General features: G+C 68.3%; 18 protein-coding genes. 8 read left to right on the top strand and 10 right to left on the bottom strand.

From position 1 onward, the window contains the following. Entirely contained in the window at positions 1-858 is an 858-nt protein-coding gene (locus R8F63_01245) for a hypothetical protein (GenBank protein MDW3217210.1), read from the top strand. A gap of 26 nt (positions 859-884) precedes the next feature. Here R8F63_01245 and R8F63_01240 read toward each other — a convergent pair whose 3' ends face one another. Both R8F63_01240 and R8F63_01235 read right to left on the bottom strand, forming a co-directional pair. Beyond that, positions 885-2,174 (bottom strand): hypothetical protein, encoded by a 1,290-nt coding sequence (locus R8F63_01240; GenBank protein MDW3217209.1) that lies wholly within the window; start codon positions 2,172-2,174, stop codon positions 885-887. Between the two features lie 8 nt (positions 2,175-2,182). After that, entirely contained in the window at positions 2,183-2,635 is a 453-nt protein-coding gene (locus R8F63_01235) for a nitroreductase family deazaflavin-dependent oxidoreductase (protein MDW3217208.1), read from the bottom strand. Positions 2,636-2,773: 138 nt separating this feature from the next. On the opposite strand from R8F63_01235, the gene R8F63_01230 reads away from it, so the two are divergent. Further along, the gene (locus R8F63_01230; protein ID MDW3217207.1) at positions 2,774-3,067 is read left to right on the top strand and encodes a hypothetical protein; all 294 of its coding nucleotides are present in this window, start codon (positions 2,774-2,776) and stop codon (positions 3,065-3,067) included. Positions 3,068-3,070: 3 nt separating this feature from the next. On the opposite strand, the gene R8F63_01225 is transcribed toward R8F63_01230, so the two are convergent. The 3 genes from R8F63_01225 to R8F63_01215 form a co-directional block, all read right to left on the bottom strand. Then, positions 3,071-4,426 (bottom strand): sigma-70 family RNA polymerase sigma factor, encoded by a 1,356-nt coding sequence (locus R8F63_01225; protein ID MDW3217206.1) that lies wholly within the window; start codon positions 4,424-4,426, stop codon positions 3,071-3,073. A 73-nt stretch (positions 4,427-4,499) separates the two neighbouring features. After that, positions 4,500-5,792 carry a DUF6777 domain-containing protein gene (locus R8F63_01220; protein ID MDW3217205.1) on the bottom strand — a complete coding sequence of 431 codons (1,293 nt, stop codon included), beginning with the start codon at positions 5,790-5,792 and terminating at the stop codon, positions 4,500-4,502. Between the two features lie 94 nt (positions 5,793-5,886). Then, positions 5,887-6,801, bottom strand: a complete 915-nt coding sequence (locus tag R8F63_01215; protein MDW3217204.1) for a hypothetical protein — start codon at positions 6,799-6,801, stop codon at positions 5,887-5,889. 88 nt (positions 6,802-6,889) lie between these two features. Between R8F63_01215 and R8F63_01210 the strand changes: the two genes are divergently transcribed. After that, positions 6,890-7,822 (top strand): hypothetical protein, encoded by a 933-nt coding sequence (locus R8F63_01210; protein MDW3217203.1) that lies wholly within the window; start codon positions 6,890-6,892, stop codon positions 7,820-7,822. 3 nt (positions 7,823-7,825) lie between these two features. Here R8F63_01210 and R8F63_01205 read toward each other — a convergent pair whose 3' ends face one another. The 3 genes from R8F63_01205 to R8F63_01195 form a co-directional block, all read right to left on the bottom strand. Continuing rightward, positions 7,826-8,800 carry an IS481 family transposase gene (locus R8F63_01205; GenBank protein ID MDW3217202.1) on the bottom strand — a complete coding sequence of 325 codons (975 nt, stop codon included), beginning with the start codon at positions 8,798-8,800 and terminating at the stop codon, positions 7,826-7,828. A gap of 118 nt (positions 8,801-8,918) precedes the next feature. Beyond that, positions 8,919-10,199, bottom strand: a complete 1,281-nt coding sequence (locus tag R8F63_01200) for a PASTA domain-containing protein (protein ID MDW3217201.1) — start codon at positions 10,197-10,199, stop codon at positions 8,919-8,921. Between the two features lie 151 nt (positions 10,200-10,350). Next, positions 10,351-10,722 (bottom strand): VOC family protein, encoded by a 372-nt coding sequence (locus tag R8F63_01195; protein MDW3217200.1) that lies wholly within the window; start codon positions 10,720-10,722, stop codon positions 10,351-10,353. Between the two features lie 54 nt (positions 10,723-10,776). On the opposite strand from R8F63_01195, the gene R8F63_01190 reads away from it, so the two are divergent. Then, positions 10,777-11,526, top strand: a complete 750-nt coding sequence (locus R8F63_01190) for an SDR family oxidoreductase (GenBank protein ID MDW3217199.1) — start codon at positions 10,777-10,779, stop codon at positions 11,524-11,526. Positions 11,527-11,546: 20 nt separating this feature from the next. Here the strand turns inward: R8F63_01190 and R8F63_01185 are convergent, their stop codons facing one another. Both R8F63_01185 and R8F63_01180 read right to left on the bottom strand, forming a co-directional pair. After that, entirely contained in the window at positions 11,547-11,975 is a 429-nt protein-coding gene (locus tag R8F63_01185) for a hypothetical protein (GenBank protein ID MDW3217198.1), read from the bottom strand. A gap of 73 nt (positions 11,976-12,048) precedes the next feature. Continuing rightward, positions 12,049-12,585 (bottom strand): RNA polymerase sigma factor, encoded by a 537-nt coding sequence (locus R8F63_01180; GenBank protein MDW3217197.1) that lies wholly within the window; start codon positions 12,583-12,585, stop codon positions 12,049-12,051. A gap of 112 nt (positions 12,586-12,697) precedes the next feature. On the opposite strand from R8F63_01180, the gene R8F63_01175 reads away from it, so the two are divergent. From R8F63_01175 to R8F63_01160, 4 genes are all read left to right on the top strand, one after another. Beyond that, positions 12,698-14,215, top strand: coding sequence for a dynamin family protein (locus R8F63_01175; GenBank protein ID MDW3217196.1), 1,518 nt, complete (start codon positions 12,698-12,700; stop codon positions 14,213-14,215). Further along, positions 14,212-16,044 (top strand): dynamin family protein, encoded by a 1,833-nt coding sequence (locus R8F63_01170; GenBank protein ID MDW3217195.1) that lies wholly within the window; start codon positions 14,212-14,214, stop codon positions 16,042-16,044. Before R8F63_01175 ends, R8F63_01170 begins: the two co-directional genes overlap by 4 nt. Positions 16,045-16,120: 76 nt before the next feature. Then, complete coding sequence (locus R8F63_01165; GenBank protein MDW3217194.1) at positions 16,121-16,594, top strand: YbjN domain-containing protein; 474 nt, start codon at positions 16,121-16,123, stop codon at positions 16,592-16,594. A 79-nt stretch (positions 16,595-16,673) separates the two neighbouring features. Next, on the top strand, positions 16,674-17,870 hold the full coding sequence (locus tag R8F63_01160) for a hypothetical protein (protein ID MDW3217193.1): 1,197 nt from the start codon (positions 16,674-16,676) through the stop codon (positions 17,868-17,870). The last annotated feature ends 21 nt before the right edge of the window (positions 17,871-17,891 follow it).

Raw genomic sequence — 17,891 nt, 5'->3', positions numbered from 1 at the left:
ATGACCTCGCACCCACTCGTCACGGTCGCATGCTGTCTCCTGGTGCTCGCCGTCACCCCCAGGGTCGGCGCCCAGGAGACCGAACTCGGCGGCACCGGCGTCGATCTCGACGACCACGTCCTGACGGTCCATGCGTCCTACCCGGGCGGGATCGAGGTCACGACCGGTCCCGGCACGCCGTACGACGGTCCCCGACTTCGGTGCGCGTACTTCGCCGTGGATCTCGGCGGCCTCCAGGTGATCGACTTCGTGCTCGCCGACCCCGTTGTCGGGCAGTCGTACCTGTGGTCCTGCTGGGAGCATGGGAATCATCCGTATCTGGAACCGTACGATCCGACCTATCCGGTCGTCGTCGTCCACGACCCGACCGCCGCGCAACCCGGCCCGGCGATCACCACGCAGACCGTTGCGGCGTATGCCGTCGAGCACATCGCGTTCGAGTCGCCGGTGATCGCGACGGCGCCCGCGACGCACCATGTCGTCGGCGTGCCGACCTGGCTCGCGGTCACGAACCGCCTCGACTACGACGCCGTCTCCGCCCAGGCCGGCCCCGTGTGGGCCACGGTGCGGCCGGTGTTCCGTCACGTCGTGTGGGACCTCGGGAACGGTGATCGGCACGTCTGCGTCGGGGATGCCACGGCCGTCTGGCAACCCGACCGGGGCGAGCGGCAGACAACCGAGTGTGCGTACACCTTCGAGTCCGCGGCCGCCGGTCCGTTCCCCGGATCCGCGACCGTCATCTGGACGATCTGGCAACAGACCGATCAGGATCCCACCGGCTGGGAGGTCTGGGGTGAGGTCGCGTTGACGACGGCCGTCACGTTCGCGGTCGCCGAGCTCGAAGCCGCGATCAACTGACACGGCCGGCTCGGCCGGGTCGCCGCTCAGGCGACCTCGCCGAAGATCGACCGTGAATCGGCGCTGTGGTGGATGGCCACCTGGGTCGACGGGTGGTCGACGTCCCCGACCGGGAGCGGCACACAGACCCACCCCTCGAGGAGCCCGTCGACGAAGACCTCGGTGAAGTCGTCGAACTCCTGCGGCACGGGCCCACAGCCGAAGTTCCCGGTCTCGATCGTGCCGGCCCGATAGACGGCCCGCGTCTCGCCCCCGAGCAGTTCCCAGGTGAAGTTGAAGCCGGGTGCGAGCGGTTCCTTGCCCGCCTCGAGCAGGCGCATGCGCACTTCGAAGCCGATGTAGCGAACGCCGGCGGGCGGCGGCTCGATGAACTGGTTGTCGGCGAGGACCGCGTCGGTGATGTCCTCGGGCCGTTCGACCTGGACGGACCAGACCGACCCGTCCGCGTCGCCGAACGTGTCCAGGGTGATCTCGACCGGCCCGCCGTACGGGTGAGGGGCCACGCGGGTGCCGTCGCCCGACCCCGAGTTGATGTCGTCGCGAGGCGCCGGCACCGGCGCGGCAACACCGGGGGACCCGTCCGCCGCGAACACCGTGCGACTGTCCGAGATGTGGTGGACGGCGACCGCCGTGCCCGGATCGCTCAGGTCCTCGCTCGGCAGTGGGATGCAGACGAGCCCGTCGAGCGTGCCGCCGACAAAGACCTCGCTGAAGTCGTCGAAGTCGTCCGGTGTGACCCCGCAGCCGAAGCCCTCCAGCTCGACCGTGAAGGCGTCGTACGCCGTCGCCGTCGCGCCGCCGAGGATCTCCCAGGAGAAGTTGAACGAGGGAGACAGCGGTTCCTTCCCAGCCGACGCCAGTGTCATTTCGACGCGGAACCCGGCGAAGACGACCCCGTCGGGCGGCGGATCGTTGAACTGATTGGCGGCGAGCACCGCGGCGGTCACATCGGCCGGCGGTGACACCACGACGTTCCAGACCGAATCGTCGGCGTCACCGAAGCTGTCCATCTGCACGGCCGCCGGCGCGTCGTACGCGAACGGGTCGCCGACGGCTCCGGTCGGCCCGCTGGTCGCCGTCGTCGTCGGTGCGAGCGTGGTCGAGCTCGTCGATGAGGACGGTGATGCGGTCGTTGTCGTTGTCGTCGTCGAGCTCGTCGTGGAGGTCGGGGTGGCGGCGAGATCGTCACCGGTCGCCGTGGGAGGGTCGGCGAAGGACCCCACGACCTCCTCGACGTCCGAACCGTGGGACCCGCAGGCCGCCGCCGTCAGGGCGAGCGCGACGAGCCGCGCCGTCCACGTCAGGGATCTCGACATCGCCGGCCTCAGTCTGCGGGTGTGGCGACGAAAACCGGGATGGTGCGCCCGTGCTCGGCGGCCGACACCGCGTAGTCGGCATAGTCCGGGTAGACGGCGACGCCCCGCGCGTACCACTCGTCGCGCTCGTCACCGGTGACCTCGCGGACGGTGTAGTTGCGCGGTTCGGGACCGTCCTGCACCTGCACGTGGGTGGCGCCGACCAGGTTGTGGTACCAGCCCGGATGGCTCGGCATGCCGGCCTTCGACGCGATCAGGGCGTACTCGCCCTCGTGCTCGACCCGCATCAGCGGCACCTTGCGGATCTTGCCGGACTTGTGACCGACCATGGTGGTCACGATGATCGGGATGCCCGTGTCCATCAGCGTGTTCGCCTCGGTGCCACCCGACGCCTCGTAGGCGGCCACCTGATCGGCCACCCAGTCCCAGGTACTCGGCTCGTACTCGCGCTCGTCACTCATGGTCGTCTCCCTGTTCGGCTGCGTCCCTGATCGTGTCACACCCCGAGGAGGCGCGGCGGCTCGGGAACGGGACCTCTGCCCCTTTCTTGGCCACTGGGTGACGCCTAGGTTGGAGGACACCAACCCGGAGGTTCCCCCATGAAGAAACTGCTACTCGCCGTCGGCGTCATCGGGCTCATCGCCCTGATCATCAAGAAGCGGTCGTCCGATCGCACCGATTGGCAGGATCTGACCGCGAGCGAGGCCCGCGATCGGATCAACGACCGTTTCCCCGACCGAGTACCCCCCGACACGCGCGACATGGTGACGGACAAGATCGTGACCAAGATGCAGGAGAAGGGTGTGCTGGCGGACGACCCGATCGAGGGCGTCGACCTGACCGACACGATCGTGCTCGACGACGCGGCCGAAGACGTCGACGCGAAGACCTGACCCTCAGGGGCATTTGGCGCTGAGCTGGTCCTCGAACGCGTCGCGCAGAGCCCGCAGTTCGTCGTCGTCACCGGCGGCGGCGACTTCGTCCGCGGACAGACCGACGAGCTGTCCGTAGGCCGCCGCGTACTTCTCCATCTCGGGTGACGCCTCGTCGCCCGCGGCGAGGAGGAGCCGCTGGAGATGTTCGTCGACGAGTTCCACATAGGCGACCACGCCCTCCGGCGAAGCTGTCTCCGGCCCGCCGGCGGCCACCTCGATGAGTTCGTCGGCGACGGTGCAGAAGTCGGCGGGCGCATTGGTCGTGGTGGGCGCCGCCGCGATCGTCGTGGTCGTCGTCGGCGCCGTCACCGGCACGGCGTCGACCGTCGGGTCCGGCAGCACCTCGCGAGCGGCGGCGGCCGGCGGCTCGGTGTCCTCCGCGGCGAGCACGAGGGCGGTGCCGATGCCGATCGCCAGCACCGCGAGCACTGCCGCGACCTTGGCGCCCAGCGACACACCGCCCGTCGCGGCCGGCGCCGGGGCGGTTCCCGTCGGTGGGCTCATGGCCGCGTCCATGGCTGCGGCCCGGCTCTGGTCGACGGCCAGCGTCGACATGGCCACGATCGGGAGCGTTGCCAGCAGGGCTGCAGGCGAGACCCGAAGTCGCTTGGTCTCCGCGCAGGTCGAGCAGGACTTGAGGTGGCGGGCCACGCGCTTGCGAAGCAGCGGCGTGAGTTCCCCGTTCCAACCGTCGAGCAGCAGATCCAGGTCCTCGCAGTCGGCCCGGCCCTGACGAGCGACCACCAGCGAGGCCACCGAGGCCTCGAACCGACCCCTCGCCGCGTGGAGCAGTTGATAGGCGTTGTCGCGGGTGACGTCGAGCGCCTCCGCGAGCTCCTCGCCCGACAGTTCCTGTCGCTCGGCGAGTTCGAGGGCGGCCCGGTCACGCGGCTCGAGCCCGTCGAACGCGGCGGTGACGAGCCGGCTGAGTTCATCCTGCCGGATTCCTTCCACGAGGTCCGGGGCGCCGCTCGATCCCGCATCGACCCAGTCGCCGTCACCGGGGTCGTGGGCGACCTCCCGACCCCGACGCACCGTGTCGAGCGCCCGGCGGCGAGCGATCGAGAGCAACCACGGACGCAGGGCGCTCGGATCGCGGAGCTGATCGAGCGACTCGACGGCCTTGAGGAAGGTGGCCTGGACCACATCCTCGGCGTCGGCCCGGCTTCGCACGATCCCGTGGGCGAGGCGCCAGACCGGGTCGCGATGGCGGTCGAAGACGGGACCCCAGGCGGCCGGGTCGCCGTCTCGGATGGTCGCCACCAGCGCGGCATCGTCCGGCTGGGTCGGGGTGGAGGTCGGGGTGGAATCGGTCATGGGAACGCCCTCACCCCACCCGTCGGCGGCCCGGAGGCCGAACCAAGGGTGGGGGTTGGAGCTCGGTGGTCGATCAGGCGCCGAGCTCGGTGCCGTCGATGAGCGGCCCGTAGCCGTGGGCGATCACGAGCGCCTGCATCGCCTGGGCTCCCTGGCACCCGATCTCCTCGTTGGCGAGCATGATCGAGAGGTCCGACACGTCGAACTCGGGGCCCGGATCGAACCCGTTGACCAGTGCATTCATGGCGTCGATGTAGGGCTGCGACGTCGCTGCGTGGTCGATGCCGAGGTCCTCGGCGAGCATGATGAGCAGAGCGAACTGCATGCTGCCGCAGTTGCCGCTGCTGCCGTCGGTCGGTGTCGGCTCGTCGATGTCCTCGGCGTCCACGGTGTCATCGGCCTCCACGGTGTCATCGGCGTCGGCGGTGTCCGCCGCGTCCTCGTCGCCGCAGTAGTCGGTCACGAAGTCCTCCACCCGAGCGCCGAGCAGTGCGTCCTCGGGGCCGGGACCGGGGCTTGCCGGGTCGGCCGCCGCGATCGCGTTCCGGTAGTTCGTGAGGTCGGTGAGGGCATCGGCCGGGAAACCGGGCGTGGCGGTCGCTGCGGCGATGAGCTGATCGAAGCCGTCGACGAGGCGGTGGAAGTATTCGGTCATGGCCTCCGGCCCGGGAGCCGACGGACCGCCGACCATCGACGGCCGCACGGCATCCCACGTGGTGCAGAAGTCGGTCGGGCGCTGGGTCGGCACGGTCGGGGTCGGCACGGTCGTGGTCGTCGTGACCGGGACCTGGGTGGGCGTCTCCTCCGGCGTCTCCTCGCCGACCGGCTGGGGCGGCAGCAGCGGGTTGCCGCAGGCGCAGCGCACTCGGGGAACGCCGGCGTCGTCGACGAGCACGGCGGTGCCGGCCTCGAGCGTCGCCTGGAAGCCGCGGGCGGTACCGCTGCGGTAGGCATGGTTCGTGACACGGGTGTCGACGGTCAGGACCGTGGGTTCCCACGACCGGATCGTTTCGGCGATCCGCTCGACCTCGACGCCGGATGCGTCGGCCCAGGCGGCCGCGATCGCCGGGGAATCGGCGAGGAACGCGATGAGATCCTCGGGGTGACACTCGACGATCTCCGCATCGGCGACGAACGGGTCGTCGCCACGGGTCTCCGCGGCGGCGAAGTGGATCTGGGTGGTGACGAAGCGGGGCCGGGGCTGACGTTGCGCCGTGTCGCGTGACGTGAGCGTGATCTCGTCGGTCTCGACCGATGCGGGCTGGGTGTCGTCGGCGGTGCCGGGTCGACAGGCGGTGAGCAACAGGAACAGCACGACGATGAAGCCGACGCGGGTTGCTCGCAGGGATGTGGTGGGGGTGGACATTTCGGGGTCTCCTCGTTGGGGGTGTGAGGAGGAGACGCCGTGCGCCCCGATGTCTGAGACTTTTTCGAAGAATTGTTCCGGGACGGTCGTGCCGTCAGGGGAAACGGCCCTCCAGCACGTACACCCCGGTGACGGTGGCGCCGTTGCCGAACCCGCACTGCCAGCGGTCATCGACATGGTCGACGTAGGCGAAACCGTCGAAGACGACGATCTCGAACGCACAGTCGTCGAACTCGTCCACCCGCTCGTAGCGCGCCCGGTTGCCGTCGAGCGCCAGCGTGACCGGCTCGACGTAGGCGATGTTGTAGCTGGGTGCGCCCCGATGGTTGTTGAACTCGACCGTGACCTCGCTCTCGGTCACGTCACTGATCCGGAGCAGGCCGGCCGAGCCACAGCAGCGATCGTCCTCCTCGTCGAACGGCGCGAACTGGAACCGATAGTCGCCGGGCCGCACGAGCGGATCGAAGAAGTACGGCTCGTCGCTCGCCCCCGCGTAGGTGAGGGTCAGCGGGAGCTCGTCCCAGAAGCCGTCGGTGATGTCCGTCTCCCCGGCCGCATGGTCGAAACCGAGCGTGCCCGTGATGTTGCCGCCCGGGTCGAACTCATGGAGGACGACCAGGCCGGTCTCGCGGACCAGGCCGACGATCGTGATCGGCTCCCCCACGCGGGTGTAGGTGAGCTCACCGCGAAGGTACGCATCCTGCTGGGCGAGCCACAGGGAGAACTCGATGTCGCCGTCGATCGTGCCGGACCACACGGTGCGCGTGCCCGGGGCGGCGAGACCGCGGTCCGGAAGCGGGGCGAGCGTCGTGGTCGTGGTGGTGCTCGTCGTGCTCGTCGTCGGAGTGGTGGTCGTGGTCGTCGATGTCGCGGGCACCGCCGTGGTGGTCGGGTTCGTCGTCGCGGGCACCGTCGTGGTGGTCGTCGAGGGCTCACCGGCCGTGTCATCGCCGGAGCTGCACGCGGCGAGCGCGAGCGTCACAGCGACGAGGAGGAGACGGAGCCGCACGAGGCGAACGGTACCGGCTGGTCGGACCCGGGGCGGCCATCGGCAGGTCGGGCTAATGTCGCGACCACAGACGACGGGAGGCGGTCCCATGGTCAACTATCCGAAGAGTCAACACGGCTACATCAGCCTGTCCTACCGGTACCTCCGGATGGCGATGGTGGTGCTGGTGCTCACGCTGGGTGCGTCACTGACCGGCGAGATCATCTGGGGCACCGGATGGCTCGGCTCGATCAGCGCGTACTACTACACCCCGGTGCACTCGGTCTTCATCGGGATGCTCGTCGCGATCGGCGTCTCACTGATCGCGCTGAAGGGGCGCGACTCCATCGAGGACATGTTCTTCAACATCGCGGGCGTGCTCGCACCGGTGGTGGCGCTCGTCCCCACCACGGCGCCGAAGGATGGCATCGAGGCGGACGAGACCTTCATCATCTCCACCACGGGGCTCGTGCGGAACAATGTGCCGTCGTTCCTGGTCGGCCTCGTGCTCGCCATCGCCGTCGGCTTCGCGAAACCGTCCACCCGGGAGCTGCTCAACGTGAAGGCGCGCGATCTCGTGACCGCCGTCACCGGCACCAAGGCGGCCCGGCTCGGCGGCGTGGCGCTCGTGGCGATGCTCCTCGGTGGTGTGCTCTGGTACTTCCGGTGGAGCGAGAACTTCGCGAAGTGGGCCCACGGCACGTCCGCGATCGCGATGTTCTTCTTCATCTGGTGTGCCGTGCTCGTCAACATCGGGGCGCCGCGCGGACTCATGGAGAAGCTGTACGCGTGGCTCGGCGAGCCTCCGCCGCCGGTGCCCGAGCCCGCGCTCCGGCGGAAGTACGTGTGGGTCGCGATCGGGATGGCCGGCACCGCCATCGTCATCGGGGTGACCCAGTCCATCGAGTGGGACCAACGCGTCTTCTGGCTCGAGGCGATCGAGATCGCGCTCTTCGCCCGGTTCTGGATCCTGCAGACCTACGACGGCTGGGCGAACGGTCCCACGTGCGAGCTGCCGCACACCCACCCGGACGACCGATGAGCGCTAGTTGTGCTCCGCGGGGAGGTTGTCCCTGAGGTTTGAGGCTGGGGTTGCCCAGCCGAGTGCTCCGTGGGATCGGTGGTGATTGTAGAAGTGGATGAACCCGCGGTAGTAGGTGGCGCGTTGGGTCTCTGAGGTCCAGGGCCGGATGTAGGCCCATTCCTCGAGCAGGATGCGGTGGAAGCGTTCGATCTTGCCGTTGGTTTGCGGTCGCCTTGGGCGCGTCTTCTTCACCGTGGTGCCGGTGGTGTCGCATGCGGTGTGCCAGAGCTGTGAGCGGTAGCAGGGTCCGTTGTCGGTGATGACGCGTTCGCATTCGATGCCGGCGCGGTTGAACCAGTGGTTGGCGCGCAGCCAGAACTCGGCGGCGGTGAGGGCTTGTTCGTCGTCGTGGATCTCGGAGTAGACGAGCCGGGTGCGGTCATCGATGGCGGAGTGGATGTAGCGGTAACCGACGCCGGAATGGCCGCGAGTGGTGTCGTTGCCTCGGCCGTGGATGCGCCAGCCGCCGCCGTCGGGGATCGCGGCGATCTTCTTGATGTCGACGTGGATGAGCTCGCCTGGCCGGTCGCGTTGATAGCGAATGACCGGTTCGGCGCTGGCTCGGTCGCCTCGATCGAGTCGGCCCAGCCCCTCAGCTCGCAGGATGTTCTGCACCGTTGACGCGGCCAGACCCGTCTCATGCGCTATGTGATCGGCGCCCCACCGCCGCTTCTTGCGAAGACGGATCACTTCACGACGTCCCCGCGGGGACGTTTTGTTCGGTGATCGGTGAGGTCGCGATGAACGGTCCCGCAGACCACCGGGTCCTTCGGTCAGGAACCGGTCGCGCCATTTGCGCACCGTCTTCGCGTCGACCTGGAACCGCTGCGCAGTCGCCTCGATCGACCAGCCCTCTTCAAGCACACAGCCGACCATTCGGCGCCGACCATTCGGGGTCATCACCGCGTTCGGGTGCTGGGTTCTAGCGTGACTCATAGAGCCCTCCGGTTGAGATGTGAGTGGTGGAACACCCACAGCCTCACTCGGAGGGCTCAACCCATCGGTGGATCACCCCACCCCATCAACCCAGGGACAACGTCCCCGGTCGTCACAGCTAGTCCTCGTTGGCCGCGACGATCTGCTCGATGCGGAACAGATCCACGACCGCCTGCTGCTTGAACACCCAGCCCTGGCGATCGAACGTGGTGCCGACCACCGGGACGATGCCCTCCTCGCTCGCCCACCGGATGCCGTCGGCGTACCACGCCCCCGGGTCGACGTCGCTGTAGGGGATCTCGAAGTCGGTTTCCGGACTGCCGAACGCGCGCCAGAGAGCGGTGTACCAAACCTGGCGAAGTGTCGGGTTCTCCGGCTCGAAGTCAGTACCAGGCTGGCCCATGATGCCCTGCTCGGTGACCCAGGCGATCGCATCGGCGAACGATCCTGTCGGCTCCACATCGGCCTGGGACGGGGGCCCATCTGGGATGGGAGTACAGAAGTAGCGATGAATAAGGAGCGCAGCAACCTCTCGGGTCAGCTCGTCCTGACGACCAAAGTTGTTGCCGTCGCCGTTGCCGGACGCGAGTTCGATGTCCTGGGCCCAGGCGATGGCGTCGAGCACCTCCGGGCCCGGCGTCAGGAACGACGACGCGTAGTCGTCGAACGTCACCGCCGGAAGTGGCCGCACGATGTCATTGCAGGTGGGTTCGGACGCGACCACGAGCTTGATCTCCGAGCCGACCTCGACGACCGAGCCCGTCGACGGGTTGGTGCGCATCGCGGTCCCGGGCGGGAACTCAGTGCTCTCGCGGTACACGACCGTGACCTCGAGACCGGCGTCGGCGAGCAGGGCCTCGGCGTCGGCTTCTGTCATTCCCTTCACCACGTCGACCTCGACCGTTGCTACCGGCTCGGGTTCGGGCTCCGTCGTTGTCGGCGGCTCGGTCGTCGTCGTGGTGGTCGTCGTGGTCGTGGTGGTCGTGGTGGATGGCGTTTCCTCGCCGTCGAGCACTGCGACGTCACCGTCGTCGGGATCGCCATCATCACGCAGCAGCAGGAACGCGGCCGCGGCGGCGCCGATGACGAGGAGCAGAACCGGCACGAGAATCCACGGCCGCTTCTTCCGGGGCTCATCGTGGATGCCCATCTCGCGCTGGAGGTCCCCCTCGGCCGGATCGGGGTCGGGCGATGTCTCGCGGGACATCGTTTGTTCCTCGGGTTGCTCGTCGCTTCCGTCCTCGACGAACACCTCGGTCGTCGGAATGGCGGGCGTGGGATCGTCGGACTTCGATCGGGGCGCCACCTGCTGCGTCCACGTCTCGCCGTTCCAATAACGGATCTGGGCTGGATCGCTCGGATCCTCGTACCATCCAGGCGCCGGATTCTGATCACTCATGGACGCTCCAGTTCCCGCAATGAGAGAGCCACTACTCACTGGCGAGGATGAGGGTGACGCCCCCACATCCGCCGACTGAGTGGTCTATCAGCCTTTCGGGAGCGACACCGAACTGACCAGCGTTCCGGAGATCGAACCCGCGCCGGATGCGTCAGTCGGCTGCGGCCAGCACGAAGCAGAACGGGTGACCGGCCGGATCGATGTAGACGCGCCACTGATCGGGCTCCGGCTGCACGTCGGCCTTCACCGCGCCGAGCGCCAGAACCTGGATTTCGGCCTCATCGAGACTCCCCACCGCGAAGTCGAGATGGGCCTGTTGCGGCGGCACGCCGCTCGGCCACGCCGGCGGCTGGTGATCGGCGACCTCCTGGAACGCGAGCGTCACGCCTTCCGGCGCGGCCAGCTCGAACCAATCGCCGTCGGAATCGTCGGCGATCGGCCATCCGGTGATCTCCCCGTAGAAGGCGGCGAGGGCCGGCGCATCGGGACAGTCGAGAGCGGCGAGGCGCAGCGTGGCGATCATCCGGCAACGTTCGCGCACTTCGCCGCGGGGCGCCCGCTGAGGCAGGATCAGGCAATGGAACTTCGACTCGACAACAAGACCGCCCTCGTGACCGGTGGTTCACGGGGCATCGGCAAGGCGATCGCGACCTCGTTCGCGCAAGCCGGCGCCAACGTCATGATCACGAGTCGCAAGGCCGAGGCGTGCGAGGTCGCCGCGGCCGAGATCGGCCACGGGTGCCGGTGGACGGCAAGCAACGTCGGCGAGCCCGACGGTGCGGCGCGGGTGGTCCAGGAGACGATCGACGCGTTCGGCGCGGTCGATGTGCTCGTCAACAATGCGGCCACCAACCCCTACGCGGGGCCCATGATCGACGTGGACCTGCCGCGCTGGCAGAAGACGCTCGACGTGAACCTCACCGCCCCGTTGGTGTGGACGCAGGAGGTGTGGCAGCGGTCGATGAAGGCCGGCGGGGGTGTCGTCATCAACATCTCCTCGGTGGGCGGGCTGTCGACGAACCCGATCCTCGGCGTCTACGACGTCACCAAGGCGGCGCTCATCCACGCGACGAAGCAGCTCGCGGCGGAGATGGGGCCGGCCGTGCGGGTGAACGCGATCTGCCCCGGCCTGATCAAGACCGACTTCGCCCGCGCCCTGTGGGACGACGGCCGCGGCGACGAGGTCGCCCAGGCGTACCCGTTGAAGCGGCTCGGTGAGGTCGAGGACATCGCCGGTGCCGCGCTCTATCTGGCCGCCGAGACGGGCAGCTGGATCACCGGCCAGACGATCGTGCTCGACGGCGGCGGGTTGATCAGCTTCCGTTGAGCAGGCGGATCGACCGAACCTCAGAGTCCGTCCGGGTCGTCGTCATCGACATCGACGTCGTCCAGCTCCGGCTCGGCGAACCCGTCGTCCACGGCGTCGGCGAGCGTGGAGACCGGCTCGGAGAAGTCCGGCGGTAGCTCGAAGTCGGCGTCCACCGCGGGCAGATCGAGGTCGTCATCGAGGAGCGCGTCGATCTCCCGCTCGCGGGCGGCCTCGAGTGCCTCCCCCATGTCGTCGGGATCCATGTCGTCAGGCTCTTCGTCGCCGACGCCGGACTCTGCGGCGTCCTCGCCGAGTGGCACCTCCGCGGCAGCCACCGCCGCGCTGATCTCCGCGGCTCGCACGTTCGCATCGACGGAGGCGGGGCCGGCGTCGAGCATGGCGCGCACCACGAACGCGTCGAATTCGTCGTCGTCCACCGGGATCTCGGCGTTTCCGTTGTCACTCATTCGTCTTGCCCTCTCCAGCGACGTGGTTCCCGCGCCATGTCCGATGCGCCCAGGAGTGGAAATGTTCCGAGAATCACGGCTCGATGTCCTTTCCGGTCAGACATCGGCGGAGCGCTTCGCGACCCCGCGAGATCCGCTGCTTGACCGTGCCCATGACCACGCCCAGTCGGTCGGCGATCTCCTGATAGTCGAGCTCACCGATGAGCCGCAGCGTCAACACGTCGCGATACGCCGCGGGCAGACGGTCGAGGCAGTCGTCGAGAGCGTCGCGCAAGACCACCCGCGCCTCCGGCCCCGGCGTGGTCTCGGCTTCGACGGCGACGGCATCCGTCGGGTCGATCCTGCGGCGCCGGGCCTCCGCGAGGGCCGCATTTCGAGCGATCGGATACATCCAGGTGGTCAGCTTCGAGCGTCCCTCGAACCCGGCGAGGTGCCGGGCGATCTGGGTCAGCGCCACCTGACGGGCGGTCGCGAGCCGATCCTCGTCCTCTCGCCGCCACAGGATGGTGCGACACACGTTGTGCACGAAGTCGAAGTGCCGATCCAGAAGTGTCTCGACTGCGGCAGCATCGCCGTCGCGCACTCGACGCACGAGATCACCGTCGTCCATTCGCGCCAGACGGTTCCGCGACGGTCCGCTCACACCACCTCCAAGACAGAGGCGAGAGTACAGCCCCGCTCAACCGAGGAGTACCATCAGCGGACGCTCCACCAAGGGTGTCATGCAAGATCTCACGGCCGACATTGCAGCTCTCTGCAAGCACATCATCGCCGACCTCCCGAGCGGATCGCGCCTGCGCGACCCGCTCGCGACCGCGGCGGAGCGGGTCACCGAGCCACTCACCGTCGCCGTTGCCGGGCGACTGAAGTCGGGCAAGTCGACGCTCGTGAACGCGCTGCTCGGCCAACGCGTCGCCCCCGTCGCGGCCGGCGAGTGCACCCGCGTCGTCACCTGGTTCCGCTACGGATCGCGAGAGCGGGTCACGGTCACGCCCCACGAGGGTGCGGAGTGGACGGTCTCGCTGAGCGAGAACGGTCGCCTGCCCGAGGACCTCGGGGCGCCGGCGGCGAGCATCCATCATGTGACCGTCTGGCTGTCGAACGCTCGCCTCGAACAGATGACCCTGATCGACACACCAGGGCTCGACTCTTCGGACATCCCGTCGGCGAGCGCTACCGAGGACCTCCTCGGCCTCGGCGACTCGGTCGGTCCGATACGGGCCGCGGACGCGCTGATATTCCTGCTCCCCCACCTCCTCGAACAGGACACCGACCGACTCCACCGTGTCGCGTCCGCCCTCGGCAACACCGCCTCCTCCCCGATCACGACGCTCGCCGTGCTGTCGCGAATCGACGAGCTCACCGACGAACCCGATCCCTGGCCCCACGCCCGGCGCACCGCGGCAACCCTGTCCGAGGAGCTTCGACGGTGTGCGTTCGATGTGCTGCCGGTCAACGGTTTGATCGCGGAGACGGCGGCGGCGGAGGCATTCACCGAGGCCGACGCGCGTGCCCTGCGGACGATCGCCGCGACCGACACCGAGGTGCTCGAGATCGCGCTTCTCTCGCCGAGCGACTTTCGGGAGAGCGAGTTGCCCGCCACGCCGGCCGCCCGTGAGCGGCTGCTCCAGCTGCTGGGTCTGCAGGGTGTTCGGCGGGCAGTCCGAAAGCTCGGTGCCGATGCCACCGGGACCGCCGGTCTTCTCGCCCATCTCGCACAGGCGTCGGGATTCGCCGAGCTCGACCGCACGCTCGGCGAGGTCCTCGCCGAGCGTGCCCACGCCGTGAAGGCACGACAGAGCCTCGATGAACTCGAGCGTCTCTCCTACGCACGGGTTCCGGACCCGGAGCGCTCGGCCCTGGAGCAGCTGCGCCGAGGCGTGGGCGAGTTGTCCCTGCACCCTGATCTCCATCTGCTCGCGGAGCTGAGTGTCCTCCGGATGATCCGGCGCGACGGGCTGCGTCTGCCGTCGGCGGATCTGGCCGCCGCCGAGCGGCTCGTGACGAGTCGTACGCCCCACGAACGGCTCGGCGTGCCCGCAACGAGCGAGCCGGCGACCGTGGCCGAGACCGCTCTGGCCGCGACGACTCGCTGGCAGGCGCTCGAGAACGACCCGCGTTCCGACCGGGACGTCCGAGAAGCGGCGGCGACGCTGCGGCAGTCCTTGATGATCATCTGGGAGCGAGCAACGGCAGAGACGCAGGCTGAGCCGGCACGAGCAGGACGAGATCGGGAATGACGGGCGGGGAGACGTCGTCGCTGCTCACCGAGTCGGCCAAGCTCGCAGGTCGTCTCGATGCCGAGCTCACCGTCTCTCGTCTCGAAGCGGCGCGGGCCCGACTCACCAAGCAGACCTTCGGCATCGTGGTGGTCGGTCTGACCGGTGAGGGAAAGAGCAGCCTCGTCAACGCCCTCCTCGGCGGGGACCTCCTTCCCGCCGGGCCCGGCGCGTCCACCCGCCATCACGTTGCGGTCACTGGTGGACCGACGGAATCCGCGTCGGTGTACGTGGTCGACAGTGATGATCCCGCGTCGATCCTTCCCGCCGACCTTGCCGAGTACGCGACGGCCGAAGGTAATCCCGCCAACGAGAAAGGGGTCCGGGGAGTCTCGGTGCAGTATCCCTGCGACTTCCTTCGTGACGGTGTCGGAATCATCGACACGCCCGGCTCGGGGGCGGCGGGCCCACCGACTCTGGCGCTCACGCTGGCCACGCTCCACACCGCTGACGCCGTCCTCTTCGTCACCAGCGCGGCCGCTCCGCTGAGCCGGACCGAGGTCGAACTGCTCCTCGAGATCAAGGATCGGGTCGACACGGTGGTCATCGCGGCGACGAAGACGGACGTGTATTCCTCGGTCGACGAAATCATCTCGGCCAACCGGAAGGTGCTCGCCGGTCATCCGTCGCTCAGCGAGATCCCGTTCGTTGCCGTGAGCGCGCATCTCGCCGAACAGGCTCGGGCTGCGATGGGCGAGGGCAAGACGCAGCTGGCCGAAGCGGCGATGCAACGCTCCAACCTGCTCGAGCTGCGAGAGGAACTCCGACCGCACGGAATCGGCCGCCGGCGAGTCAAGGAAGCCAACGCGGCGAGCGAGACGCTCGCCGCTCTTGCCCAGCTCGAGATCAGGATCGCCGAGCGGCTGAGCGAGGCCAGGGCCGAGCCGGAGACCGTGCAGCGCCTGGAGGCGATGCAGCAGCGCCTCCACGACCTCGCCAGCACGTCGGCACGCTGGCGCGTCGACATGGACTACTGGTTGCGCAACCTGACCGCCGACTTCGACGCGCAAGCAGAGGCTCGTATCAAGGCCCTCGACACCCGCTATTCGGCCTTCGCGCGCGAGGGCCACACCGATCTGATCTCCCGCATCGAGCAGGACATGACCGAGTCGCTCGCCGCCCTCTGGCTCGAACTCACGCAGTTCCTCGACGACTGGTTCATCGAGACGCTCGTCGCCGCCACGGAGGAACTCATCGACGGCGACGATCTCGACATCCCGTTCGGCGCACTCGAGGTCCCGGCGTCGCTGTCCGATTCGATCGCGGCGTCGGCCGCGCAAGCGATCGAAGGCGCCAGAACGACGATCGGCGAGAAGACGATGGCCGCGTATCCCGGAGTGCTTGCGGCGTCGCTCCCCTCGTCCATGGCAACGCTCGGGATGGGCGCATTCGGCGGAGCCGTGAGTGCCGCACTGGCACCCGTGCTCGTCGGCGTCGGCGTCGTCGCCGGTGGAGTGATGATCCGGGTTCGGCAGCGCCAGAGCTCCGCGGCGTCGACCCAACGCCAGGCATTGGATCTCGTTCGATCGACCCTCGCCGATGTCCGCCGGACGCTCAGTCGGCAACTGGCACAGGAGACCGCCTCCCTTCGCCGAGAACTCGAACACGAGATCAGCGAACGGATCGCCATCCGCCGGCGCGAGACCGACCGCGCCCTGCGGGAGACGCGGGAGCTCGCACGGTCGGACGTCGAAGCCCGCCGGCGTCGCGTGGGCGAGCTCCAGGAACTGGATCGGACGCGGGCGGCGCTCGTCGTACGGGCCGAGGCGCTTCGATCGGGAGCGGACTGAGAATGCGCCTCGCCGCGGGAACATTCGTCGTTGCGGCGCACTCTCACGTCGTACGACCAAGCAGAGGAGACATCGCATGAGTGACCCCACGGCCGATACGACGTCCGGTACCGAACCCGAACGCCCATCCAGGCTCGATCATGTGGCGGATTGGCTCGACCGCCGCGGCATCTCGTCGACCCGTTCGTCCCATGCGATCCGCGCCGGCCTCTCGGCCGAGCGTCTGCGTGTCCCCATCCGGCTCGAAGTCCGTCAGAACGGCGGTGAGCAGCCTGCCTTGCTGTTCCGGGCGACGGGCGAGGCGACGTACGAAAAGGAACACTGGGGCAATCTCGCCGCGGCGTGCAACCAGTGGAATCGGGGCGCATTCCTGCCGACGGCTCGCCTCGCAACCGCCGACGACGTGGCCGCACTCGTCCTGGAATCCTGGACCCCGCTCGTCGGCGACCTCCCCGCCGAGGTCATCGACGTCCACCTCGAGCTGCTTCTGCGCTCGTCGGTCGCGTTCTGGCGCACCCGCGAGCAGAACGACCCGACCGACGAGGACTGAGATTTTCGAGTTTCATTGGAACATCGAGGGCATGGCTCGCATCTGACTCCATGACTCGACAAAGCGGAGGGAAGCCGAGATGGCTGACTTGAACTTCAACGGGATCGACGACTACGTCGAGGCCACCAACGACTGGAACTACAACGGCATCGACGACTATGTCGAAGCCACCAACGACTGGGACTACAACGGCATCGACGACTACATCGACGCCACCAACGACTGGAACTACAACGGCATCGACGACTATGTCGAAGCCACCAACGACTGGGACTACAACGGCATCGACGACTACATCGACGCCACCAACGACTGGAACTACAACGGCATCGACGACTATGTCGAAGCCACCAACGACTGGGACTACAACGGCATCGACGACTACATCGACGCCACCAACGACTGGAACTACAACGGCATCGACGACTATGTCGAAGCCACCAACGACTGGGACTACAACGGCATCGACGACTACATCGACGCCACCAACGACTGGAACTACAACGGCATCGACGATGCGCTCGAGGTTCCCGCGGTGCACACCGTTGCTGAGGTTCCGGTGGTCGAGGCCGTGCCGACCCTGGAAGCGCCGGGTGTGGACGTCTTCGAGACCATCCTCGCCCCCGTCGCCGAGCCGGTCTTCGTCAGCGAGCCGACCTTCACCGACGTCGCACCGGCCGCACCGATGGACCTCAGCTGGCTCAACGACTTCATCGAGCCCGCGCCGGCGGTTGCCGCTCCGATCTGGGAGACGGCGCCGGCCGACGACCTGGACGCCGCATTCGCCTTCGCCGACCAGCTCGTGGCCGACCCCTTCGCCCACCCGGCGCTCGAGAGTTTCCAGGACTTCGGCCCGGCCCTCGACCGGATCGCCGGCCCTGCCGCGATCGCCGACGTCATCGGCCTCCCGAGCTCTTCGAGCACCACGCTCGACGATCTGGTCTGGCAGACCACGTTCGGCGCGGCGGACCGGGCGTTCCAGGACCATCTCAACGGCACCGGCCTGGTCGGCCAGTTCAGCTTCCCGTCGCTGTCCACGCAACCGGGGCTGCAGGGTCTGGACACGTGGCTCGCCGACCTCGAAGCGAGCGCCCGAGCGTCGGGGGCCTGGCGACCGGGAGCCGGAGGGTTCGACGGACTCATCCTCAACGAGATCAACCAGACGCAGCTGGCCACGGAGATCCGTGTGCGGGATCAGATCCTCGGCGCCGACGACGCCCTCTTCGCCGCGCTCGACACCACCGGACTCGGCTTCACGCTGCCGAGCTGGATCTGACGCCGACCCGCCGCACGCTTG

The sequence above is a fragment of the Acidimicrobiales bacterium genome, assembly GCA_033344915.1.
In the GTDB taxonomy this organism is placed as follows: domain Bacteria; phylum Actinomycetota; class Acidimicrobiia; order Acidimicrobiales; family Aldehydirespiratoraceae; genus JAJRXC01.
This window is presented reverse-complemented; position numbering and strand designations above follow the sequence as displayed.